The sequence below is a fragment of the Curtobacterium flaccumfaciens pv. betae genome, assembly GCF_026241855.1.
GTDB lineage: Bacteria > Actinomycetota > Actinomycetes > Actinomycetales > Microbacteriaceae > Curtobacterium > Curtobacterium flaccumfaciens.
Genome location: NZ_JAPJDC010000001.1, coordinates 2,516,010 through 2,538,596, shown reverse-complemented (window position 1 = coordinate 2,538,596; position 22,587 = coordinate 2,516,010). Strand labels below are relative to the sequence as shown.

The window sequence follows — 22,587 nt, the reverse complement described above, 5'->3', positions numbered from 1 at the left end:
GCGTGGTCACCGCCCTGTATCGCCGTTACCGGCCCGAGAACTTCGCCGAGCTGATCGGGCAGTCGCAGGTCACCGACCCGCTCCGCACGGCGCTCCGCACGAACCGCGTCAACCACGCCTACCTGTTCAGCGGCCCGCGTGGCTGCGGCAAGACGACGTCGGCCCGCATCCTCGCGCGCTGCCTGAACTGCGCCGAGGGCCCGACCGACACCCCCTGCGGTGTCTGCCCGAGCTGCGTGGAACTCGCCCGCGACGGCAGCGGTTCGCTCGACGTCATCGAGATCGACGCCGCGAGCCACAACGGTGTCGACGACGCGCGTGACCTGCGCGACCGTGCCGTGTTCGCCCCGGCCCGCGACCGCTACAAGATCTTCATCCTCGACGAAGCGCACATGGTGACGCCGCAGGGCTTCAACGCGCTGCTCAAGCTTGTCGAGGAACCCCCGGAGCACGTCAAGTTCATCTTCGCGACGACCGAGCCCGAGAAGGTCATCGGCACCATCCGGTCGCGCACCCACCACTACCCGTTCCGGCTCGTCCCGCCCGCGGTGATGCTCGAGTACATCGAGCAGCTCTGCACGCAGGAGTCCGTGTCGGTGGCCCCCGGCGTCCTGCCCCTGGTGGTGCGTGCCGGCGGCGGATCCGTCCGTGACACCCTGTCCCTGCTCGACCAGCTGATGGCCGGCAGCGAAGACGGGGCGATCGCCTACGAGCGTGCCGTGGCCCTGCTCGGCTACACCGACGCCGCCCTGCTCGACGACGTCGTCGACGCCCTGGCCGTCGCCGACCCGGCGTCCGCGTTCGCCGCGATCGACCGTGTCGTGCAGACCGGACAGGACCCCCGCCGCTTCGTCGAGGACCTGCTCGAGCGCCTGCGCGACCTGATCGTCGTCGCGGCGACCAACGAGAGCGCCGCCGCGGTCCTGCGCGGGGTCTCACCGGAAGAGCTCGACACCATGAGCCGCCAGGCCGGGGTCTTCGGCGCGACCGGGCTCTCCCGTTCCGCCGACATCGCGAACCGGGCCCTCACCGAGATGACCGGCGCGACCTCGCCCCGGCTGCACCTCGAACTCATGACGGCCCGGATGCTCGTGCCCGAGGCCGACGACACCCAGCGCGGGGCCCTCGCCCGGGTGGAGCGGCTGGAACGTCGTGTCGGGGTGGGCGACGCCGGTGGGCACGACGCCGGTGGACACCAGGCCGGCGCCGGCGAGCAGTCCGCTCCCGCCGTCGCCGCTGCACCGCGTCGTGAGCAGCCGGCAGCCGCGGCTCCTGCTCCCTCCCTCGCACCCTCGCCCGCTCCGGCAGCGCCTCGCACGACGCCCGAGCGTCCCGTCGAGCAGCCCGCCGCGCCGCAGGCCGACTCCGGAGCCGTGGCTCGTGACGCCGCAGCGTCGTGGGCAGCGGTCGCTCCGAGCACCCCTGGCGCACCCGAGCAGACCTCGGCCGAGCCCGCGAAGTCCTCGGCCGAGCCCGCGAAGTCCTCGGGCGAGCCCGCGAAGTCCGAGCCTTCGAAGCCCGCTGCCGAGCCGGTCAGTCCGTCGTCCACCGGTCAGGGCACGACGATCGGTGACGAGCCCGCCGTCCGGACCGTCGGTGCCGTCGGCTTCCAGCAGATGCGCGACTCCTGGCCGCAGATCGTCGAGCACGTGCAGCACGCCAAGCGTTCGGCGTGGTCGGTGGTCGTCACGGCGCAGGTCACCGCGCTCCGCGACGACGTGCTGACGCTGACGTTCCCGAGTCAGCAGGACGTCGCCTCGTTCAAGGAGATGTCCGACCCCTCGGCCAGCGTCAGCGAACTGCTGCGCGCCGCCATCGTGGACGTCCTCGGGCTCCGCGTGAAGTTCGTCGCCCGCGGGCCCGGACAGCAGCAGCGTCCCCAGCAGCAGCAGCAGCAGCAGCCGGCTCCGGCGCAGCAGGCCGCACCGGCCCAGCGTTCGGCCCCTGCTGCGCAGGCGCCCGCCGCCGCGAGCCCGGCTCCGGCTCCGGCTCCGGCGCCCACAGCACCGGAAGCCCCGGCGCCGGCGTCCGCTGCCGCCTCCACGACGACGGCCGCCCCTGCCACGGAGCCGAAGGCCGCGTCGGCAGCACCCGAGTCGACGGCAGCCCCTGCGCCGACGGCAGCGCCGGCGCCGAAGTCCGCGCCAGCGCCGAAGTCCGCGCCGGAGCCGAAGGCAGCGCCGACCGCGTCCGCGCCGCAGCGCGACCAGGCACCGGCCGAGCCGACCCCCGCTCCCTCCGGTGCACCGGTGACGGACTGGGCGGTCGCGACCATCCCCGCCAGCGACCCCACCGCCGACGCCGTCCCGGAGTCCGTCGAGCCCAGCTGGGCGGCCCCCTTCGGCACCGTGCCAGCATCCGCGCCGGTCGCCCCCGCCGAGGCGAGCACGCCCCAGCCGACCGAGCCGGCACCGTCGGCCGCACCCGCGCGACCGGCCGGTGCCACGGCCGGGCAGCCCGACCAGCCGACCACCCCGGGTCCGCAGGCGGCGTCCGGAGCGTCAGCCGTGCCTCCCGGCGGTCCTGTCGTGCCGGGCGTACCGGTCGACGACTACCCGCTCGATGACGAACCGTACGACGACGGCGCACCGTTCCCCGACCCGGGGATCGGACGCGGCGCAGCGCCCGCAGCCGCGGCGCCGGCAGCCCCGGCGCAGCAGGCCGCACCGCAGCGCGCGGCCCAGCCCGCCGCCGCTCCCGCACGCACCGCACCGCCCGCGCGCCGCGCCCCGGTCGCCGGCCGGTACGGCGAGGCCGTCGTGCGTGAGATCCTCAACGCCCAGTTCATCGAGGAGACCGCTCTCCACCAGGACGGTGCCTGATGTACGACGGGATCGTCCAGGACCTCATCGACGAGTTCGGCCGCCTGCCCGGCATCGGACCGAAGTCGGCGCAGCGCATCGCCTTCCACATCCTGCAGACCGAGTCGTTCGACCCGAGTCGTCTGTCCGAGCTGCTGGCCGACGTCAAGGAGCGGGTCCGCTTCTGCGAGATCTGCGGCAACGTCACCGAGAACGTCCAGTGCAGCATCTGCCGTGACCCGCGCCGCTCCCCGGCCACGATCTGCGTCGTGGAAGAAGCGAAGGACGTGGCGGCGATCGAGCGCACCCGGGAGTTCCGTGGGCTGTACCACGTGCTCGGCGGGGCGATCAGCCCGATCGACGGCATCGGACCGGACGACCTCCGCATCCAGCAGCTCATGACGCGCCTGGCCGACGGCACGGTGGCCGAGGTCATCATCGCGACCGACCCCAACCTCGAGGGCGAGGCGACGGCGACCTACCTCAGCCGGCTGCTCGTCCCGATGGGCATCCGCACCACGCGGCTCGCGTCGGGGCTACCGGTCGGCGGCGATCTGGAGTACGCCGACGAGGTCACGCTCGGTCGTGCCTTCGAGGGGCGCCGCGTCGTCGGCGGTTGACCCCCACGCAGGATCCTTGCGTCGGGGCCCGCTCGCACGCAACATCCCCGAAACACCGACTACCATTGTGAGACCGCGTGACCTCGCGGTGTCGCCGTCTCCGGGAGTACCAGCCAGTGGCCTTGATCGTGCAGAAGTTCGGTGGTTCATCCGTCGCGGACGCCGAGAGCATCAAGCGCGTGGCGAAGCGGATCGTCGAGACGAAGAAGGCCGGCAACGACGTGGTCGTGGCGGTGTCGGCGATGGGCGACACCACCGACGAACTCGTCGACCTGGCGCACTCCGTCACGCCGATCCCCGCCGGCCGTGAGCTCGACATGCTCCTGACCGCGGGGGAGCGCATCTCGATGGCGCTGCTCGCGATGGCGATCAAGAGCCTCGGGGTCGAAGCGTCCTCCTACACCGGCAGCCAGGCGGGCATGCTCACCGACGCCCAGCACGGCAAGGCCCGCATCGTCGACGTCACCCCGAAGCGCGTGCGCGAGGCGCTCGACTCCGGCCACGTCGCGATCGTCGCCGGGTTCCAGGGCTTCAACCGCACCACGGGCGAGATCACCACGCTCGGCCGCGGCGGCTCGGACACCACGGCCGTCGCCCTCGCCGCAGCACTCGACGCCGACGTCTGCGAGATCTACACCGACGTCGACGGCATCTTCACCGCCGACCCCCGTGTCGTGCCGAAGGCCCGCAAGGTCGACCGCGTCACCAGCGAGGAGATGCTCGAGCTCGCAGCCTCGGGTGCCAAGGTCCTGTACATCCGCGCCGTCGAGTACGCCCGGCGGCACGGCGTCACCCTGCACGTCCGGTCCTCGTTCAACAACAACGAGGGCACCATCGTCTACAACCCTGCCGAGGGGGAAACCGTGGAAGAACCGATCATCACCGGGATCGCCGGAGACCTCTCCGAGGGCAAGATCACCGTCGTGGGGGTCCCGGACCAGCCGGGCAAGGCCGCCGAGATCTTCACCAACGTCGCGCGCGCAGGGGCGAACATCGACATGATCGTCCAGAACGTGTCGGCGGCGTCGACCGGGCGGACGGACATCTCGTTCACCCTGCCGAAGGACCAGGGCCAGACCGTGCTGACGGCGCTCGAGGTCGCGAAGGCCGACATCGGCTACGAGAGCATCCAGTACGACGACCAGATCGGCAAGCTCGCCCTGGTCGGCGCCGGGATGCGCACGAACGCCGGTGTCTCGGCGCAGCTCTTCCGCGCCCTGCACGACGCGTCGATCAACATCGAGATGATCTCCACCTCCGAGATCCGCATCTCGGTCGTCACCCGCGCCGACACCCTGAACGAGGCGATGCGCGTCGTGCACAGCGCGTTCGGCCTCGACGCCGACGCCGAGGCCGTCGTCTACGCCGGCACCGGCCGCTGACGCCCGCTGACCCGTCGATCCGCTGAACCACCAGGAGCACCGCATGAGCACCCTCACCGTCGCCGTCGTCGGCGCCACCGGCCAGGTCGGCGCCGTGATGCGTCGCCTGCTCGAAGAGCGCGCGTTCCCGGCCGACCGGGTCCGCTTCTTCGCGAGCGCCCGTTCCGCAGGCACGACGCTGCCGTTCCGGGGCGAGCAGATCGTGGTCGAGGACTCCGAGCTCGCCGACCCGTCCGGCATCGACATCGCGCTGTTCTCCGCCGGGGCCACCGCCTCGCGGGCCCTCGCGCCGAAGTTCGCCGCAGCCGGAGCGCTCGTCGTCGACAACTCGAGCGCCTGGCGCATGGACCCCGACGTCCCGCTCGTCGTGAGCGAGGTGAACCCGCACGCCATCGACCAGGCGCCGAAGGGCATCATCGCGAACCCGAACTGCACGACCATGGCGATCATGCCGGTGCTCAAGGTGCTCGACACCGAGTCCGGGCTCCGCCGCCTGGTCGCGACGACCTACCAGGCGGTCTCGGGTTCCGGGCTCGCCGGGGTCGAGGAACTCCTGGGCCAGGCGAAGGCCGCGCTCGAGCAGGACACCGCTGCGCTGACGCACGACGGATCCGCCGTGACGTTCCCCGAGCCAGTCAAGTACGTCCGCCCGATCGCCTTCGACGTCGTGCCGCTCGCCGGCAGCATCGTCGAGGACGGCCTGGGCGAGACCGACGAGGAGAAGAAGCTCCGGAACGAGAGCCGGAAGATCCTCGAGCTGCCCGACCTGCTCGTCGCCGGCACGTGCGTGCGCGTCCCCGTGTTCACCGGGCACTCCATCTCGGTGCACGCCGAGTTCGAGCGTCCGCTGTCGCCCGAGCGTGCGACCGAGATCCTGTCGAGCGCACCCGGAGTCGAACTCTCCGACGTCCCGACCCCGCTGCAGGCCGCCGGCCAGGACCCGGCGTTCGTCGGCCGCATCCGCGCGGACCAGTCCGCGCCCGAGGGTCGCGGCCTCGTCCTGTTCGTCAGCAACGACAACCTGCGGAAGGGCGCCGCGCTCAACGCGGTGCAGATCGCGGAGACGATCGTCGCGCGCCGCTCCGTCGACGCGTAGCGCGCCGAGCGCGACCAGCAGACGGACAGGAGGCCCGTGGCGACACCGCCACGGGCCTCCTGTCCGTCTGTCGGATGCCGCCGGTAGGATCGACGGGTGGCAGAGCAGCAGGTGGACCCCATCGACGTCGTCCTGATCGGCGGAGGCATCATGAGTGCCACGCTCGGGGCCATCATCCACAGGCTCGAGCCCAGCTGGAAGATCCGCGTGTACGAGCGGCTCGGCACGGTTGCGCAGGAGTCCTCGAACCCGTGGAACAACGCCGGTACCGGGCACTCGGCACTGTGCGAGCTGAACTACACGCCGGAACTGCCGGACGGCCGTGTCGACATCGCGAAGGCCGTCACGGTCAACGAGCAGTTCCAGGTCTCGCGGCAGTTCTGGGCGCACCTGGTCGAGACCGGTGTGCTGCCGGAGCCGTCGAACTTCATCAACCCCACGCCGCACATCTCGTTCGTGTGGGGCGAGGCCAACGTCGCCTACATGCGTGCCCGGTACGAGGCCATGCGTGACCACCCGCTCTTCGCGGGCATCGAGTTCTCGGACGACCCGTCGCAGATCCGGAAGTGGGCGCCGGCGCTCATCCCCGGCCGCAAGAAAGACCAGCCGATCGCGGCGACCTACTCGGCGGCCGGCTCGGACGTCGACTTCGGGTCGCTCACCCGCCAGCTCTTCGACCAGCTCGAGATCGACGGTGTCGAGTTCGAACCCTCGCACCAGGTCACCAACCTGACCCGCTCGAAGGTGTCCGAGGGCTGGGTGCTCAACGTCCGCAACGAGATCGGCCGGTCGACGCAGCGCATCGCCGCGAAGTTCGTCTTCGTCGGCGCCGGCGGCGGAGCCCTGCACCTGCTGCAGAAGTCCGGCATCCCGGAGATCCGGGGCTACGGCGGCTTCCCGGTGTCGGGCGAGTTCCTGCGCACCGACGACCCCGAGGTGGTGCAGAAGCACTCGGCCAAGGTCTACGGCAAGGCCAGTGTCGGCGCCCCGCCGATGTCGGTGCCGCACCTCGACACCCGCATCGTCGACGGTGGTTCGTCGCTGATGTTCGGGCCGTACGCCGGGTTCAGCCCGAAGTTCCTGAAGCAGGGCTCGGTCCTCGACCTGTTCCGCTCGATCCGGCCGCACAACCTCCGCCCGATGCTGAGCGTCGCGTTCTCGAACTTCGACCTGGTCCGCTACCTGGTCGGCCAGCTCCTCGCGTCGAAGCACACCAAGTTCGAGGCGCTCCGTGACTTCATGCCGAGCGCCGAGCCCGAGCACTGGCACCGCATCACCGCTGGGCAGCGCGTCCAGGTGATCAAGCCCGACAAGGACAAGGGCGGTGTGCTGCAGTTCGGCACCGAGGTCATCACCGCCGCCGACGGTTCGATCGCGGGGCTGCTCGGGGCGTCACCGGGTGCCTCGACCGCCGTGCCGATCATGCTCACGATGCTGCACCGGTGCTTCCCGGACCGGTGGGACGCCTGGCAGGACGACGTCCGAGCGATGGTGCCGACCTACGGGCAGGACCTCGGGGACGACCCGGAGCTGGCGGACGCCACGCTCGAGCGCACCGCGAAGGTACTCGGCCTGCACCACTGAGGACTGCACCGGACCGCTCCGGCTTGCAGTCTGTTCGAACGTGTGTTCGAATGACCGCATGCGGTGGAGTGGACAGGCGATCGATGCCGAGCAGAGCGACGCACTGCCCGGGATGGAGTCGAACAGCGGGTTCGTCCGGAGCGTGACGACGCCCGAGTTCGCCGGGGTGACCTTCCACGAGGTCCTGGCGAAGAGCGCCCTGAACCGGGTGCCGAGCGCGGACGGGTCGGGGACGTACGGCTGGACGATCAACCCGTACCGCGGGTGCAGCCACGCCTGCGTGTACTGCTTCGCCCGCCCGACGCACACGTACCTGGAGTTCGACGGCGGCGCCGACTTCGACCAGCAGATCGTGGTGAAGACGAACGTCGCCGAGGTGCTGCGGCGTGAGCTCGGCAAGCCCTCGTGGGACCACCACCCGGTGGCGCTCGGCACGAACACCGACCCCTACCAGCGGGCCGAGGGGCGGTACCGCCTGATGCCCGGTGTGATCGAGGCGCTGGCGGAGTCGCGCACCCCGTTCAGCATCCTGACGAAGGGCACGCTGCTGCGCCGCGACCTCCCGCTGCTGGTCGAGGCGGCGAAGGTGGTGCCGGTCGACCTCGCGATGTCGATCGCCGTGTACGACGACTCGCTGCAGCAGTCGGTCGAGTCCGGCACCCCGACGACGTCGGCCCGGCTGGCGACCGTGCGGGCCATCCGCGACGCTGGGCTCGACTGCGCGGTGTTCCTCATGCCCGTGCTGCCGTACATCACCGACACCCGCGCACACCTCGATGACGCCATCGGTCGGGCGACCGCGGCCGGTGCGACGAGCATCATGTACTCGGCGCTGCACCTGCGACCCGGCGTCAAGCCGTGGTGGTTCGAGTGGCTCGGCCGCGAGCGACCCGACCTGGTGCAGCGGTACCGCGCGATGTACCTCGACAACACCTACGCGCCGAAGGACTACCGACGGTGGCTGTCGGAGCGCATCCGCCCGATCCTGGCGGCCCACGGGGTCGGACTGGGGCGGGTGGACCCGGCGACGGGGTCGATGGGCTTCTCCGAACCGCGAACGCTGCAGTCGGGCGTGCCAGAGGAGCAGTCGGTGCCGACGGTGTCACCGCTGAAGCGCGCCGACCCCGGCTTCGACCAGCGGCTGCTCCGGCCGGCGGCGGCACAGACGCTGTTCTGAGGGGTGTCCGTCCGGGTCGTGTCCGGTCCACGTTCGGGGGACAGCAAGACCCCGGTCCGGGCCGCTATCATCGTGCGGGTCGCCGCACGGCCCCGGATTCGGGGTACACGGCCGCTGCTCCGGTGGTTGGATCGTGGACGGCGCCCTCGCCACCCGGAAGGATCCACCTCGTGCTCGGCATCCCCACGCACCTCGCACCGCGAGTGAACGCGTGGTCGACCGTGCGCGCATTCCACGCCGGCGCCATCGGGTCCCTGTTGGCCGCGGCCATCACGCTCGTGCTCTACGGCCTGTCCGAGCCCGGGGTGCAGGTCGTCGGCACCGCGCTGGCGGTCGTCCCGATGCTCGCCATGATCGGCGTGCACGTGCAGTTCGGCACCCGGGTCTCGGCGATCGCGTTCCTGGCCGTCGGCGGTGTCTGCGCCTGGTGGTTCGCCGTCGGGGTCCAGCAGCAGGTGCCGACCGGGTGGGTGACCTCGTACCTGATGTCCCTCGTCGTGATCCCGCTCATCCTGGTCGGGGGAGCGGGGGCCGTGCCGAGCCGGGTCGTGCTGTGGTCCTTCGTGGGCTTCCTGACCGGACGACTCGCCACCTGGATCGCCATCGTGCAGGCCGACCAGTCGCCCCGTCCGCTCATCCTGGCCTGGGTCACCCTGGGCTTCGTGGTCGCGCTCGTGCTCTTCACCACCCGCAGCACGGGCCGGAGCGAACGGGTGCAGCCCGAACTCCTGCGCTCCGCGCGCGAAGAACACGTGTCCGCCTACCGCGCCGGGGTCGAGGCCGAGGCGTCCGCGATCCTGCACGACACCGTGCTCAACCACCTGGGCGCCATCGCCCTCGCGCCGGACGGCCCGATGGACCCGCACCTCGCCGAGACGGTCGACGCCGACGTCGCGGTGCTCACCGGCAAGGGGTGGCTCGCGCCGACCGCCCGCCCGCGTCCCGGGGCCGCGGCCGAGGCGTTCGGCGCCATGGTCGACGAGCACCGGACGCTCGGGCTCGACGTCACCGTCTCCGGTGACACCTCCGCGCTGGAACGCCTGGACCAGCGTGCACTGTCGGCGGTCGTCCGGGCCGTCGGGCAGTGCCTGGCCAACGTGCGGAAGCACGCGGGGACCGACGCCGCCGAGGTGAGCGTGTTCGACGACAGCGCGTCCTGCACCGTCATGGTCGTCGACGACGGTCGTGGGTTCAACGAGGACGCCACCGGAGCCGACCGGATGGGCCTCCGCGGCTCGGTGCGTGAGCGGATCGGCCGGGTCGGTGGCGACGTCCAGATCTGGTCGTCGCCCGGTTCCGGCACGAGCGTCATGATGACCGTGCCGTACGGACCGGTCACCGGCGCGGTCACCGTGCCGGTGGTCAGCGACGAGCGGGGGACCGAGCGATGACGGCGGCACGGCAGCGCGGGTCCCGCCGCACCGCGCAGCAGTACGACCCGCTCGGCGCGATGGGGTCGCGGCCCCTGGCCCTCGTGCTCGGGGCCGGCAGCGTCGTCTGGGCCCTGCTCGTGTCGATCTTCGACCGCGACGTCGTGGGCAGCCCGACACTCAGCGCCCTCACGGTGCTGCTCGTCGCGGCCTCGGCGGTGGTGGTGCTCGCTGCCTCGAGCCCGTTCCGTGCGCCGTTCCCGCGTTCGGCGTTCGTCGCGCACGTCGGGTTGCTCGGCCTGGCGTCGGTCACGAGCGTCGCGGCGCAGTGGGGGCCGGACCGCAGTGCCCTGAACGACTTCATGTCCCTGATCACCGCGACCGGCATCGTCATGGTCGCGCCGTACCGCCCGTGGACCGACCTGACGATCGGCGGAGTCGTCCTGGCCGCGGTGAACGCCGTGACCTGGGGCGCGGGTGCAGCCGAGTTCCCGCACGAGGTGCCGGTCGCCGTCGCGGCGTTCCTGGCCGCGGCCCCGACGCTCGTGCTGACCGCCGCGTCCGCGGTGTTCGCCTGGACCTTTGCGGGGCTCGCCGAACGGGTGCAGATCCGTGCCGGGTCGTACTCCGTCGCGCGTGCCGAGCGGGACGGCATCGCGGCGAGCGTGCAGCAGGACCGCTCGACGATCCTGTCCCGCGACGTCGCCCCGTTCTTCGCCGAGCTCCGCACGCGCGACGTCATCACCGACGCCGACCGTGCCCGTGCCCGCGCGATCGCCGACGGCATCCGGGCGTCCATGGTCGCCGACGCCGATCGCACCTGGTTCGAGCACGCCGTCCGGGTCGACGGCGGCCAGGCGCCGGTGGTCGACGACCCCGACGGCCTCATCGCGACGCTCGACACCGACCAGCGGGCGGTCGTCCGCACCTTCGTCCGCGCAGCGCTCCGCGCGTCGACCGTCGACCCGGCCGGGTTCCGCGCGACGGTGCGACGAGCACACACGGTGGCGGACCCGGCCGCCCAGGCGGCGTCCCTGGCAGCGTCGGCGCCCCTTGCAGCCCGGCCCGCGCAGTCGCCCGCACCCGCTCGGGTGACCGTCGACATGGAGCTCGCCGTGGCGGACTCCGACATCGGCATCCACCGCACCTTCGACCCCTACTTCGCCGTCCTCCGCGTGACGTTCCCCGACCTCGACGTCGCGGTCCGCCCTTCCGCCCTCGCACTAAGGTTCTCCTATGACCAGCACTGACCCGAACAGGCTCTCGGAGGGGTTGCCGTCCCTCCCGAACCCGGGAGCACGACGTGTGCGGCTGGCCATCCTCGACGACCACGAGGTGCTGCTGGACAGCCTGTCGAGCTGGATCGCGGTGAACGCGTTCGACTTCGACCTGGCCCTGACCGCGCACACCTGGCTCGAGATGGTCCACAGCGACAGCTTCCCGACCGACCTGGTGTTCCTCGACTTCCAGCTCAAGGAACCCGTCTCGATCGAGGCCCGCGTCCGCACCTGTCGTGCCGCCGGCGCGAAGGTGATCGTGCTCTCGAGCGTCGACAGCCGTGAGTCCCGCGACCGTGCCCTGGCCGCCGGTGCCGCGGCGTTCCTGTCGAAGTCGCTCCCGATGCGCGAGGTCATGGACGTCGCCCGCGAGATCATGGGCGTCGCCCGCGAGACCCCGCAGCCCCGGGAGTGGCGTCCGCTGCCGACGGGCGCCGCCGCCCACCAGCGGCCGAAGCTCAGCGCCGGTGAAGAAGAGGCGCTCCGGCTCTACGTGTCCGGCTACTCGACGAACGAGGTCGCCGCGCAGATGAACGTGCAGTACGAGACCGCCAAGACCTACCTGCGTCGCGTGCGCGAGAAGTACAGCAAGGTGGGCCGCCCCGCCTCGAAGAAGTCCGACCTCATCCGGCGGGCCGCCGAGGACGGGTTCCTCGCGTAGTGGCGAAGCTCTACTTCCGCTACGGCGCGATGAACAGCGGCAAGAGCACGGGCCTGCTGCAGGCCGCGTACAACTACGAGGAGCGCGGGCACCGGGTGCTGCTCGCCAAGCCCGCCGTGGACACCAAGGGCGACCGTGAGATCGTCTCCCGTCTGGGCGTCACCCGGACCGTCGACATCGTCTTCTCCCCGGACGCCGACGTGCGCCAGGCCGTCACCGCGGCCGGCGCCGTCGACCCCGAGTCGGACCGCCTGGACGGCATGGTGCGGGCCGTCAGCTGCGTGCTCGTCGACGAGGCACAGTTCCTCACCCCGCGGCAGGTCGACGACCTGCTGCGCATCGCGGTGCTCGACGAGATCCCGGTCATCACGTACGGCATCCGCACGGACTTCCGCACCGAGGCGTTCCCCGGCAGCGCCCGCCTGCTCGAGGTCGCGCACTCCCTCGAAGAGCTGAAGACCATCTGCCGCTGCGGCCGCAAGGCGGTCTTCAACGCCCGCACGGTCGACGGTCGGTTCGTCTTCGACGGCTCCCAGGTCGCGATCGACGGCGTCGACGTCGCCTACGAGTCGCTCTGCGCCAACTGCTACCTGACGGAGTCCGGCGGCCGCCTCGACGGCGCCTGACGCTCGGCGCCCGAGACGCCACCGAAGGGCGGCCTGGAGGCGCGGTACGGGCCCCGCCACGGGCCTCCAGTCCGCTGCACGGTGCGTCCAGGGCGCGCCGCACGCGTCCGCCGAGTGGTCGCGAACCGTCGCTGCCGCGACCTCCAGGCGACGCCTGGTGACCCGTCGGCGGCCGGGCGACGGCATGTCCTGACCGGTCGACGTCCAGGTCCGGGGTGGAATGCGGGCGGGCCCGCGTGCGTTGGTGACCACATGACCGACGACACCCTGCACCTGTCCGTCCTCGACCTGGCCACCCGCGAGTACGGCCAGTCCAACACCGAGGCCCTGCAGGGGTCCATCGACATGGCCGTGCACGCGGAGCAGCTCGGGTACGAGCGGTTCTGGGTCGCCGAGCACCACGGGATGCCGGGCATCACGTCCTCGGCTCCGGCGGTGCTGCTGAGCGCCGTGGGTGCGGCCACCTCGACCATCCGCATCGGTTCGGGTGGCGTCATGCTGCCGAACCACGCGCCCCTCGTCGTCGCCGAGCAGTTCGGCACGCTCCGTGCCCTGTACGGCGACCGGGTCGACCTCGGGCTCGGGCGCGCTCCCGGCACCGACGGCGCGACGGCGATGGCCCTCCGCCGTACGGATCGACTCGACGTCGACGACTTCCCGGACCGCCTGGCCGACCTGATCGGGTTCTTCACCGGCATGGGCGCGGAGAACCCGCTGGCCGGCATCCGTGCCGTGCCTGGCTACGGCGACGTGCCGGAGTTCTGGCTGCTCGGGTCCTCGGGCTACAGCGCCCAGGTCGCCGGTGCGCTCGGCATCTCGTTCGCGTTCGCCCACCACTTCGCGTCGGATAACACCGAGGCCGCGCTCGCCCTGTACCGCGACTCGTTCCGTCCGTCGCGCTTCCGCGAGACGCCGAACGCGCTGATCGGCGTGCAGGTCGTCACCGACGAGGACCCCGCCGTCATCGACGAGCAGAGCGCCCCGGGCATGATCTCGTTCATCCGGATGCGCTCGGGCCGGAAGCCTGAGCCGGTGTCGATGGACGAGGCGCGTGCCTACGAGTTCAACGACCTCGAGCGTCGGTTCATCGCCGCCCGTACCGAGCGTCAGGCCTACGGCAACGCCGAGCAGGTCGCGGAGAAGATCAACGCACTCGTGGCGTCGACCGGGGCGAACGGCGTGATCGTGTCGCCCGGTGCTGCGCAGGCGCGGTACCGGCACCAGGCGCTCGACGTCGTGGCCGGGCTGCACGCCGCCGGCAAGCTCGTTCCCGCGGGCGCGGCTGCTGCGTCCGTCTAGTCCGGGTCGCTTCGTGAGCAGGAATGGTCGGGTGTCCACTGGGCACCCGACCATTGCTGCTCACGGAGTTCCGTGGAGCCTCAGGTGAGCAGGCCTAGGCGCGTGGCCGCGGCGACGGCACCGACGCGGGAGCCGACGTCGAGCTTGCGGAACACGTTGTAGACGTGCCGCTTGACGGTGCCGATCGCGAGCTGCAGGTCGGCGGCGATCTCGGCGTTGGTGCGTGCGGCGGCGATGAGTCGCAGGACCTCGAGCTCGCGGTCGCTCAGCGGTGAGCCGGCACGGGCCTCGGTGACCAGGTCGACGGGGAACGTGACGGGAGCCGCATCGGCATGCGCCGCACGCGCGATCCGGTCGACGAGTTCGCGGCTCGGGGTGTCCTTCGTGACGAAGTCGACCGCGCCGGCGTCGAGCAGGGTGCGGCGGAGGACCGCGTCCCGGTGCATCGTGAGCACCACCACCCGGATGTCCGGGCGGGTGCGGCGGATCGTGGCGATCGTCGTCCGTGCCGGAGGACCGTCCAGCTCGACGTCGAGCAACAGGACGTCGACCGCGGCGGCCTCGGGGGAGTCGAGCACCTCGGCCGGTCGCTCGCCGTGTGCGACGACGCGGATCGTGGGGACCGCGGCCAGGATGGTGGCGAGCCCTTCACGGAACAGCCGGTGGTCGTCGACGATGGCGACGTGGGTGACGGTCACAGGGTGCCCCTCGGGATCCTCAGGCGGACGGTGGTGCCGTGCTGTCGGCTGCCGCGGGTGCTCTCGACGTGGAGCCGAGCGCCGATCACCGCGGCGCGCTCGCGCATCGTCTGCTGCCCGAGGCGACCGTCGACGTCGCTGTGCACGTCGAAGCCCGGGCCGTCGTCGGTCACCGTCACCACCACGGCAGCGGGCGACCACGCGAAGCGCACCGAGGCCGTCGACCCCGGGGCGTGCTTGCTGCGGTTCGTGAGCGCCTCGAGCAGGATCGTCAGCGCTTCCTCTGCCTGCCAGTTCGGCAGCGGGCCGGAGGTGCCCGTCGACTCGATGGACAGGTGGTCGTCGTCGGGGAACAGGTCGTGCACGTGGCGGCGGAGCGCGTCGTCCAGCAGCGCGTCACCGACGCGGGCGTGCAGGCTCACCGCGAGGTCCTGCACGTCGCCGAGTGCACTCCGGAGCAACCGTGCCGCGTCGTCGAGCTGTGCGGCGCGCTCGTCCGCGGGCGGGTCCGTCAGCAGGACGAGGTCGAGGCGCTGCAACCCGGCGAGGATGCCGTGTGCCACGCGGTCGTGCAGGTCTCGCGCGATCTGCGTGCGGGAGTCCAGGTGTGCCGTGGTGACACGCTGGCGCAGCGCCTCCGTGTACGCGACCGCTCCGGCCGGGAACCGGCTCCAGATGCCGGCGTGCAGGGCCCTGGTGGCCCGCAGGACCTCGGCGGTGGACGCCGCGCCGACCTCGTCGACGAAGACCGGCAGGTAGGCGTCGAAGAGCATCTCCGCCGCGAGCATCGCGCCGGCCGGGTGCTGGGCGTGCTCGGCGTGCAGACTGCCGGTCGCCAGGTGCTCGGGGTCGAGGAACGTGTGGCTCACGACGCTGCCGTCGGTCCCCGCCGCGTAGCGCTCGTGGGCCTCGGCGATCATCGACGTGACGTTCTCCGTCAGGTTCTTCGCGAGCACCGGGTCGTCCGCGATGTCGGGGAACTCCGCAGCGATCGTGGTGAGCACGGCGGCGAGGGGATGGTCGTTCTGCATGGCGTTTGCGAGCGTAGCGGGAGGTGGTGCTCGCAGCGGGGGACGAACGGACCGAGTGGGTCGTGCGACCCATCGGACGGTCGTGCTGCGCCCGGGGAAAGCAGAAGGCCCTGGTTCCGGAGAACCAGGGCCTTCTTCGTACTGTCTCAACACAGTGTCGGGGTGACAGGATTTGAACCTGCGACCTCCTCGTCCCGAACGAGGCGCGCTACCAAGCTGCGCCACACCCCGCGGTGTGATCACTCCGTACCGGAGCAACCCGACAATACTATCCGATGATCCAGGGTGCTCACGACCATCCGGCGAACTCCCGGGCGAGTCGGGTCAGGACGCCCGTGCGGAGAGGGTGACCACGACGGCCTCGGGTCGGCAGGCGAACCGGACGGGCGCGTAGATCGAGGTGCCGAGGCCCGCGGAGACCTCGAGCCACGACCAGTGGTTGCGGTGCTCCCACTTGTGCAGCCCACTGGCGTACCGGCGGGGGAGGTCGCTGTTCGTGACGAGCGCGCCGACCCCGGGGACCGCCACCTGACCGCCGTGGGTGTGCCCGGCGAAGATGATGTCGGCGCCCTGGGTCACGAAGGCATCGAGCACCCGACGGTAGGGGGCGTGCGTGACACCGATGGCGACCGGTGCTGGGCCGTCCTCGTCCTCGGACCACGGCACGTCACTGCGCATCTCGTCGACGTTGGTGGGGAGCAGGTCGAGCCGGTCCCAGTCGCGGTGCGCGTCCGATGTGCCGAACAGCTCGAAGCGGGAGCCGCGGAGTTCGATCGCGTGCGCCTGGTCGTTCAGATCGAGCCACCCGAGCGACTCGAAGAACGCCGTCTGCCGATCGATGTCGAGACCGACGGGCTCCGCGGCCTTGTGCATCCGGCTCGGCCCGGAGAAGTACTTGAGCGGGTTGCGCGGGGAGGGCCCGAAAAAGTCGTTCGACCCGTAGGCGAAGACCCCGGGCACGCCGCGGAACGGCTCGAGCGCGTACTCCACGGCGGCGTTCGCGGTCGCGTGGCCGAGGTTGTCCCCGGTGTTCACGATGAAGTCCGGTTCGACCAGGCTCAGGTCGCGCAGCCACTGCTGCTTGTCGGCCTGCCACGGAGCCATGTGGATGTCGGACAGGTGCAGGACGGTGACGTCGCGGGAGCCCGGCGGGAGCACCGGGACGGTCTCCCACCGGATTCCGAAACGGCGACGCTCGACGAGCGAACCCCACGCTGCCGACGCGGCACCGACGGCCGCGCCGGCTGCGAGGACCCCGAGTGCGGTACGACCGCGGGTCACTTGCAGTCCTTGGGCGCCTTGCCGTTCTTGTCGCCGTACAGGGTCAGCGTGACCGTCGAGTCCTTGTTGGCGTCGGTGTGCACGCCGGGCTCGACCGAGGCGACACGGCACTCCTTGTCGCCGCCGCCCTTCGCGTACTGCTCGGCGATGGCGACGTTCGTCAGCCCGACCTGGTTCAGCTGGGCGCGTGCGTCGGAGAGGGGCTTGCCCGTCACCGACGGCACGGTGATCTGCGACCCGTCGGAGGTGTAGACGGTGACGCTCGACCCGGACGACAGCAGCGAACCGGCCGACGGTGAGGTCGAGGTCACGGTTCCGGCCTTGCCGGCGCCCGGCTGCGCGCCGCCGTCGACGTAGGTGAAGCCGGCACCCGAGATCGCGGCGCGGGCCTCGTCGGCCGTCTTGCCGCGGAGGTCCGGCAGCGCCTTGCTGTTGCCGCGGAGGGCGGAGGTGTTCGGGTCGGTGAAGGCACCGGCGGGGTAGGCGGCGTTGATCGGGGTCATCGCCTGCTGCCACACGCTCGCTCGGACACCGGCGTACGTGCCGTTGACCCCGTTGCTGTAGTGCCGCAGGTTGTTGAGCTTGCCGTCGGTGTTGCCCTGCCAGTACGCCGTCGCGACCCGCGAGCTCGACCCGACGAGCCAGATCTGGTTCGCGGTGTCGGTGGTACCCGTCTTGGCGAAGAGCTGGGTACCGTCCGGGGTCTGCGCGCCGCGGGCGGTACCGCTGGCGATCGTGCCCTTCATGGCGTAGACAGCGGCGTGGGCCACCTCGGGGTCGAGCACCTGCTTGCAGTCCTTGGTCTGTCCGCCGAGCTGCTTGCCGCTGGGGGAGGTGACCTGCTCGATGGCGATCGGCTTGCAGTAGATGCCGTTGTTCGCGACAGCGGCGTAGGCGGCTGCCATCGTCATCGGAGCGATCTCGTTGACGCCGAGGACGGACGACGGGGTGTACTGCAGTTCGCCGCCGTCGGCGCGGTGCACGCCGAGGGACTCCGCCGTGTCGCGGATGTCGCACAGGTCGAGCTTCTGCGCCATGTTCAGGAACGCCAGGTTGATGGAGCCCGCGGTCGCGGCGGCCACCGTGTAGTTGCCGCTCTCACCGGGGCTGTCGTTCTTCGGGTTGTAGTTGCCCGCGGTGATCGGTGACCCACAGGCGGTCCAGCCGGACGACATGTTCCGTGGTGCGCCGCTGACGACCTCGTTGAGACCGTGACCAGCCTTGAGCCAGGCGAGGAGCGTGAACAGCTTGTACGTCGAGCCGGTCTGGAAGCCGCCGGAGTTGCCGTACTTGTAGTCGACGCTGTAGTTGATCGAGGTCGACGTCGGCGCGGACTTCAGGGACTGGTCGTAGTCCTTGTTCTGCGCCATCGTCAGGATGCGACCGGTGCCCGCCTCGATCGAGTTGAGCGTGGCCCCCAGCGCCAGGCCGGTCTCGGCCTTGTTGTCGTAGGTGTTGACGAGTCGCTTCTGCTCGGCGTTCAGGTCGATGTTCAGCGTCGTCTGGATCTTGTAGCCGCCGTTGCGCCACGCGGTGTCACGGGCCTTCTGCGACGATCCGAGCTGCGACATCTCCTTGACGACCTTGACGGCGTAGTCGCAGAAGAACTGCGATCCGTCGCCGACCGACGCCCGGCACCCCTGCGAGGGCTGGGTCAGGCGGACGTAGTCCTTCGGGTTCGAGGCGACGGCCTGGTCGTACTCGGCCTTCGTCAGGTTCTTCTGGGCGTACATCGACTTCAGGATGACGTCGCGCCGGGCGACGTTCGCCTCGTACTTCTTCGGGTTCGACAGGTTGCGCGCCTCGGGGTACTGCACGATGGCGAGCAGTGACGCCGCCTCGGCCGGGGTCAGGTCGGTCGCGCTCTTGTTGTAGTAGTGCTGCGCGGCGGCCTGCACGCCGTACGTCTGGTCGCCGAAGTAGGCGATGTTCAGGTAGGCGGTGAGGATCTCCTTCTTGGAGTACTTCTTCGCCAGCCCGATCGCGAGCTTCATCTCCTCGAGCTTGCGGGGGATGGTCTGCTCGACTGCCTCGTTGTAGGCCTTGACCTGCTCCTTCTTCGTGGGGAGCTCGAGGGCCTGCTGCATCTTGATGTTGCGGACGAGCTGCATCGTCAGCGTGGAGCCACCGCCGGAATCGCCGAGACCGCCCGCGAGGCTGCCGACGCCGGCGCGGACGAGGGACGTCATGTCGACGCCGCCGTGGTCGTAGAAGCGCTTGTCCTCGCCGTCGATCGCGGCGTTCTTGAGCTGTTCGCTGATCTGGTCGAACTTCAGCTCTTCGCGGTTCTGGTCGTACACGGTCGCGAAGTGCACGGACTTGCCGCCCGAGTACGCGTAGACCTCGTTGCGCTGCGGGAGGTCACCGATCTCTATGTACTCCGGCAGGGACTCGAACACGCCGATGGTGGACGTCGTCGTGACACCGGCGACCGCGATGGCCGGGGTGACACCGATGGTGACGAGCAGGCCGGCGAGGGCACTGAACCCGACGAATCCGATGAAGGCGCCGACTGCTGAGACGGGCTTGGTCCGCGATGCAGACGTCTTCTGGGCAGACATAGGATGCAGCCTAAACGACACCCCCGACTGAAAGGCTGGCAAGGAACCGCATGACTCGCTGGGAGTACTTCACCACGCCGCTGATGATCCACAACACCACCGCGATCCTCAACAACTACGGGGACGAGGGTTGGGAACTGGTCCAGATCGTCACCGGACCCGAGGGCGGTCTCGTCGCCTACCTGAAGCGCCCCAAGGCCGACGCATGAGCGTCTCCGACCGGCTCGCCGCCCTCGGCCTGACGATCCCCGCGGTCGCCGCGCCCGTCGCCGCGTACGTCCCCGCCGTCGTGACGGGGCAGTACGTGTACACGGCCGGTCAGCTGCCGTTCGTCGACGGTGCCCTGCCGGTGACCGGCAAGGTCGGCACCGACGTCGACGCCGAGACCGCCGCCGCCCAGGCTCGTGTGGCCGCGCTGAACGCCCTGGCCGCCGTGCAGTCGGTCGCCGGCTCGCTCGACCGCGTGGCGCGGGTCGTCAAGGTCACGGTCTTCGTCGCCTCGGACTCGTCGTTCACCGGTCAGCCCGGGGTCGCGAACGGCGCGTCGACCCTGGTCGGCGAGGTCTTCGGGGACGCCGGCGTCCACGCGCGGAGCGCGGTGGGCGTCGCGGTGCTCCCGCTGGACGCACCGGTCGAGGTCGAGCTGGTGGTGGAGCTCACCGCCTGACGGACCGTCAGCCGAACGCAGGACGCGAGCAGGGCCTCCAGTCTGGATCTGACTGGAGGCCCTGCTCGTCGTCACCGGGACTCCATGAGTTCCGAGATGGTCGCCATGATCGTCGGGTCGGCGAGCGTCGTCGTGTCGCCGATGCGGCGGCCCTCGGCCGCGTCGCGGAGCAGCCGCCGCATGATCTTGCCGGAGCGTGTCTTCGGCAGCTCCGGCACGATGACGACCTGGCGTGGCTTCGCGATCGCGCCGATCCGCTTGCCGACCCAGTTGCGGAGTTCCGCGGAGGCGGCATCGCGGTCGACGTCGGCGGCGGCCTCGGCCGTCAGGATGACGAACGCGACGACGGCCTGCCCGGTGGTCTCGTCGGCGGCACCGACCACGGCGGCCTCGGCGACGCCCTCGTGGCCGACCAGCGCGGACTCGATCTCGGCCGTCGACAGGCGGTGCCCCGAGACGTTCATGACGTCGTCCACGCGCCCCTGCACCCAGATGTCGCCCTGCCCGTCGAGCCGCGCACCGTCGCCGGCGAAGTAGCGGCCGGGGAACCGAGACCAGTACGTCTCGACGAACCGGTCCGGGTCGTTCCAGATCCCGCGGGCCATCGACGGCCACGGCTCGGTGATCGTCAGGTAGCCGCTCTCACCCGGGTCGGCGCGGTTGCCGTCGTCGTCGACTATCTCGGCGACGATGCCCGGCAGGGGCGTCTGCGCGGCGCCGGGCTTGAGCTTCGTGACGCCGGGCAGCGCGGAGATCATGATCGCGCCGGTCTCGGTCTGCCACCACGTGTCGACGATCGGCGTGCGGTCGTGGCCGATGACCTGCCGGTACCACTGCCAGGCCTCGGGGTTGATCGGTTCGCCGACGCTGCCGAGCAGGCGGAGGGTCTCGAGGCTGCGCGCCTCGGGGATCTCGCGGCCGGCCTTCATCGCCGCGCGGACCGCCGTGGGTGCGGTGTACAGGACGGTGACGCCGTAGGCGTCGACGAGGTCCCACCAGCGCCCGGGCTTCGGTTCGTCGGGGGTGCCCTCGTAGAGCACCTGGGTGACGCCGTTGGCGAGCGGGCCGTAGACGACGTAGGAGTGGCCGGTGATCCAGCCGATGTCGGCGGTGCACCAGTAGACGTCCTTCTCCGGGTGCATGTCGAAGACGTTCTTGTGCGTGTAGGCCGCCTGCGTCAGGTAGCCGCCGGAGGTGTGCACGATGCCCTTCGGCTTCCCGGTCGTGCCCGAGGTGTACAGGATGAACAGCGGCGTCTCGGCGGGGAACGCCGGGGCCTTGTGGGTCGGTGCCGCCTTGGCGAGTTCGTCGTGCCACCAGAGGTCGCGGTCGTTCCAGGCGATGTCGTTGCCGCCGCGCTTGACGACCAGGACGTGCTCCACCGTGTCGGTGCCCTCGCCGGTCAGTGCCTCGTCGACTGCGGGCTTGAGCGGTGAGACGGCGCCGCGCCGCCATCCGCCGTCCGCGGTCACGACGAGCTTCGCGCCGGCGTCCTCGATGCGGGCGCGGAGGCTCTCCGCGCTGAACCCGCCGAAGACGACCGAGTGCACGGCACCGATGCGGGCGACGGCGAGCATCGTCACGACGGCCTCGGGGATGAGCGGCAGGTACACGATGACCCGGTCGCCCCGGCCCACGCCGAGGTCGGTGAGCATGTTCGCGGCGCGCTGCACCTCGGCGGTCAGCTCGGCGTAGGTGATGCGGCGCGTGTCGCCGGGAGCGCCCTCGAAGTGGATCGCGACCCGGTCGCCGTTGCCGGAGCGGACGTGTCGGTCGAGGCAGTTCTCGGCGACGTTGAGCGTGCCGTCGGCGAACCACTTCGCGAACGGGGCGCCCGACCAGTCCAGGGTCTGCGTGAACGGGGTGCGCCAGTCGAGCAGGGAGCGGGACTGCTCGGCCCAGAACGCCTCGCGGTCGGCTGCTGCCGCGCGGTGGAGGTCCTCGCCGGCGACCGCGTCGGCCACGAACTCGGGCGGCGGCGCGAAGGTCGCTCCGTCGTCGCCTCGGGGGTCGGTCTGGGTCGGAGTGGACATCGATGTCCTTTCGCGTCGTTGCGGCCTCTGGTGGCATCCGTCGTGGGTGCGTGCGCGCATCCGGGGCGGTTGCGTGCGTGCATCCCTCGCCGGTGCCTGCGTGCATCCGGAGACTACCCCTCGGCCGGGTCGGGGCGCGGCACGCCCGGAGGTCGTGTCCGGGGTTGCCCTCGAGGGCCGATCGTGGGGTACAGTAGTTCCCGCTGGACTCGTTTCCGGCGGCATCGAATCGGATTCCCCCCAATCCCTCGATGTCAAGGCGGCACCTGTTCCCCCCAACCGGTGCCGCCTCTTCTGTTTCCGGGGGTCCGACTCGAGCGACGGTTGCTCGTCGGGCGCCGTCGTGTGCCCCGATCCGCGCAGGGACGCCGGTCGCGTGGACAGACCGGTCCATGCTCGTGCATGCATTCCGCATGTTCTTGC

General features: G+C 71.0%; 18 protein-coding genes and 1 tRNA gene. 13 read left to right on the top strand and 6 right to left on the bottom strand.

All coding sequences use genetic code 11. The features are described 5' to 3' along the window. Nucleotides 1-2 precede the first annotated feature (2 nt). The 11 genes from ORG17_RS11870 to ORG17_RS11820 all read left to right on the top strand — a co-directional run bounded on the left by ORG17_RS11870 (nucleotide 3) and on the right by ORG17_RS11820 (nucleotide 13,893). Nucleotides 3-2,822 carry a DNA polymerase III subunit gamma and tau gene (locus ORG17_RS11870; RefSeq protein ID WP_214525984.1) on the top strand — a complete coding sequence of 940 codons (2,820 nt, stop codon included), beginning with the start codon at nucleotides 3-5 and terminating at the stop codon, nucleotides 2,820-2,822. Further along, the gene (gene recR, locus ORG17_RS11865) at nucleotides 2,822-3,421 is read left to right on the top strand and encodes a recombination mediator RecR (protein ID WP_017888680.1); all 600 of its coding nucleotides are present in this window, start codon (nucleotides 2,822-2,824) and stop codon (nucleotides 3,419-3,421) included. Before ORG17_RS11870 ends, recR begins: the two co-directional genes overlap by 1 nt. 116 nt (nucleotides 3,422-3,537) lie before the next feature. Then, on the top strand, nucleotides 3,538-4,803 hold the full coding sequence (locus ORG17_RS11860) for an aspartate kinase (protein ID WP_017888681.1): 1,266 nt from the start codon (nucleotides 3,538-3,540) through the stop codon (nucleotides 4,801-4,803). A 43-nt stretch (nucleotides 4,804-4,846) separates the two neighbouring features. Continuing rightward, nucleotides 4,847-5,899: an aspartate-semialdehyde dehydrogenase gene (locus ORG17_RS11855; RefSeq protein WP_071405015.1), complete on the top strand. Its 1,053-nt coding sequence runs from the start codon at nucleotides 4,847-4,849 to the stop codon at nucleotides 5,897-5,899. A 96-nt stretch (nucleotides 5,900-5,995) separates the two neighbouring features. Next, nucleotides 5,996-7,483, top strand: coding sequence for a malate:quinone oxidoreductase (locus ORG17_RS11850; RefSeq protein WP_214525983.1), 1,488 nt, complete (start codon nucleotides 5,996-5,998; stop codon nucleotides 7,481-7,483). Between the two features lie 58 nt (nucleotides 7,484-7,541). Continuing rightward, the gene (locus ORG17_RS11845; protein ID WP_214525982.1) at nucleotides 7,542-8,660 is read left to right on the top strand and encodes an Rv2578c family radical SAM protein; all 1,119 of its coding nucleotides are present in this window, start codon (nucleotides 7,542-7,544) and stop codon (nucleotides 8,658-8,660) included. 170 nt (nucleotides 8,661-8,830) lie between these two features. Further along, a complete protein-coding gene (locus ORG17_RS11840; RefSeq protein WP_214525981.1) occupies nucleotides 8,831-10,051 on the top strand; it encodes a sensor histidine kinase in 1,221 nt (406 codons plus the stop codon). Beyond that, nucleotides 10,048-11,280, top strand: a complete 1,233-nt coding sequence (locus ORG17_RS11835) for a hypothetical protein (RefSeq protein ID WP_214525980.1) — start codon at nucleotides 10,048-10,050, stop codon at nucleotides 11,278-11,280. Before ORG17_RS11840 ends, ORG17_RS11835 begins: the two co-directional genes overlap by 4 nt. Then, on the top strand, nucleotides 11,267-11,968 hold the full coding sequence (locus ORG17_RS11830) for a response regulator transcription factor (protein ID WP_071247332.1): 702 nt from the start codon (nucleotides 11,267-11,269) through the stop codon (nucleotides 11,966-11,968). Before ORG17_RS11835 ends, ORG17_RS11830 begins: the two co-directional genes overlap by 14 nt. Then, nucleotides 11,968-12,594 (top strand): thymidine kinase, encoded by a 627-nt coding sequence (locus ORG17_RS11825; protein ID WP_214525979.1) that lies wholly within the window; start codon nucleotides 11,968-11,970, stop codon nucleotides 12,592-12,594. The genes ORG17_RS11830 and ORG17_RS11825 overlap by 1 nt, the downstream gene beginning before the upstream one ends. A gap of 252 nt (nucleotides 12,595-12,846) precedes the next feature. After that, nucleotides 12,847-13,893 (top strand): LLM class flavin-dependent oxidoreductase, encoded by a 1,047-nt coding sequence (locus ORG17_RS11820; protein WP_214525978.1) that lies wholly within the window; start codon nucleotides 12,847-12,849, stop codon nucleotides 13,891-13,893. Nucleotides 13,894-13,973: 80 nt separating this feature from the next. Here the strand turns inward: ORG17_RS11820 and ORG17_RS18375 are convergent, their stop codons facing one another. From ORG17_RS18375 to ORG17_RS11795, 5 genes are all read right to left on the bottom strand, one after another. Further along, nucleotides 13,974-14,591, bottom strand: coding sequence for a response regulator transcription factor (locus tag ORG17_RS18375; protein WP_111056152.1), 618 nt, complete (start codon nucleotides 14,589-14,591; stop codon nucleotides 13,974-13,976). After that, nucleotides 14,588-15,622, bottom strand: coding sequence for a sensor histidine kinase (locus ORG17_RS11810; RefSeq protein WP_214525977.1), 1,035 nt, complete (start codon nucleotides 15,620-15,622; stop codon nucleotides 14,588-14,590). Before ORG17_RS11810 ends, ORG17_RS18375 begins: the two co-directional genes overlap by 4 nt. Before the next feature lie 157 nt (nucleotides 15,623-15,779). Beyond that, a tRNA-Pro gene (locus tag ORG17_RS11805) sits at nucleotides 15,780-15,853 on the bottom strand. A 93-nt stretch (nucleotides 15,854-15,946) separates the two neighbouring features. Continuing rightward, nucleotides 15,947-16,903: a metallophosphoesterase gene (locus ORG17_RS11800; protein ID WP_027466402.1), complete on the bottom strand. Its 957-nt coding sequence runs from the start codon at nucleotides 16,901-16,903 to the stop codon at nucleotides 15,947-15,949. Then, complete coding sequence (locus ORG17_RS11795; RefSeq protein ID WP_071247319.1) at nucleotides 16,900-19,464, bottom strand: transglycosylase domain-containing protein; 2,565 nt, start codon at nucleotides 19,462-19,464, stop codon at nucleotides 16,900-16,902. Before ORG17_RS11795 ends, ORG17_RS11800 begins: the two co-directional genes overlap by 4 nt. A 50-nt stretch (nucleotides 19,465-19,514) precedes the next feature. On the opposite strand from ORG17_RS11795, the gene ORG17_RS11790 reads away from it, so the two are divergent. Next, nucleotides 19,515-19,673, top strand: coding sequence for a DUF4177 domain-containing protein (locus tag ORG17_RS11790; RefSeq protein ID WP_017888699.1), 159 nt, complete (start codon nucleotides 19,515-19,517; stop codon nucleotides 19,671-19,673). Continuing rightward, complete coding sequence (locus ORG17_RS11785) at nucleotides 19,670-20,131, top strand: RidA family protein (RefSeq protein ID WP_214525976.1); 462 nt, start codon at nucleotides 19,670-19,672, stop codon at nucleotides 20,129-20,131. The genes ORG17_RS11790 and ORG17_RS11785 overlap by 4 nt, the downstream gene beginning before the upstream one ends. Before the next feature lie 71 nt (nucleotides 20,132-20,202). On the opposite strand, the gene acs is transcribed toward ORG17_RS11785, so the two are convergent. Further along, nucleotides 20,203-22,164: an acetate--CoA ligase gene (gene acs, locus ORG17_RS11780; RefSeq protein WP_214525975.1), complete on the bottom strand. Its 1,962-nt coding sequence runs from the start codon at nucleotides 22,162-22,164 to the stop codon at nucleotides 20,203-20,205. Between the last annotated feature and the right edge of the window lie 423 nt (nucleotides 22,165-22,587).

Excerpts from the sequence above, each read along its gene's own strand:
- recR (WP_017888680.1), top strand. The coding sequence starts at position 2,822 with ATGTACGACGGGATCGTCCAGGACCTCATCGACGAGTTCGGCCGCCTG.
- ORG17_RS11855 (WP_071405015.1), top strand. The coding sequence starts at position 4,847 with ATGAGCACCCTCACCGTCGCCGTCGTCGGCGCCACCGGCCAGGTCGGC.
- ORG17_RS11845 (WP_214525982.1), top strand. The coding sequence starts at position 7,542 with ATGCGGTGGAGTGGACAGGCGATCGATGCCGAGCAGAGCGACGCACTG.
- ORG17_RS11835 (WP_214525980.1), top strand. The coding sequence starts at position 10,048 with ATGACGGCGGCACGGCAGCGCGGGTCCCGCCGCACCGCGCAGCAGTAC.
- ORG17_RS11830 (WP_071247332.1), top strand. The coding sequence starts at position 11,267 with ATGACCAGCACTGACCCGAACAGGCTCTCGGAGGGGTTGCCGTCCCTC.
- ORG17_RS11820 (WP_214525978.1), top strand. The coding sequence starts at position 12,847 with ATGACCGACGACACCCTGCACCTGTCCGTCCTCGACCTGGCCACCCGC.
- ORG17_RS11810 (WP_214525977.1), bottom strand. The coding sequence starts at position 15,622 with ATGCAGAACGACCATCCCCTCGCCGCCGTGCTCACCACGATCGCTGCG.
- ORG17_RS11795 (WP_071247319.1), bottom strand. The coding sequence starts at position 19,464 with ATGTCTGCCCAGAAGACGTCTGCATCGCGGACCAAGCCCGTCTCAGCA.
- ORG17_RS11790 (WP_017888699.1), top strand. The coding sequence starts at position 19,515 with ATGACTCGCTGGGAGTACTTCACCACGCCGCTGATGATCCACAACACC.
- ORG17_RS11785 (WP_214525976.1), top strand. The coding sequence starts at position 19,670 with ATGAGCGTCTCCGACCGGCTCGCCGCCCTCGGCCTGACGATCCCCGCG.
- acs (WP_214525975.1), bottom strand. The coding sequence starts at position 22,164 with ATGTCCACTCCGACCCAGACCGACCCCCGAGGCGACGACGGAGCGACC.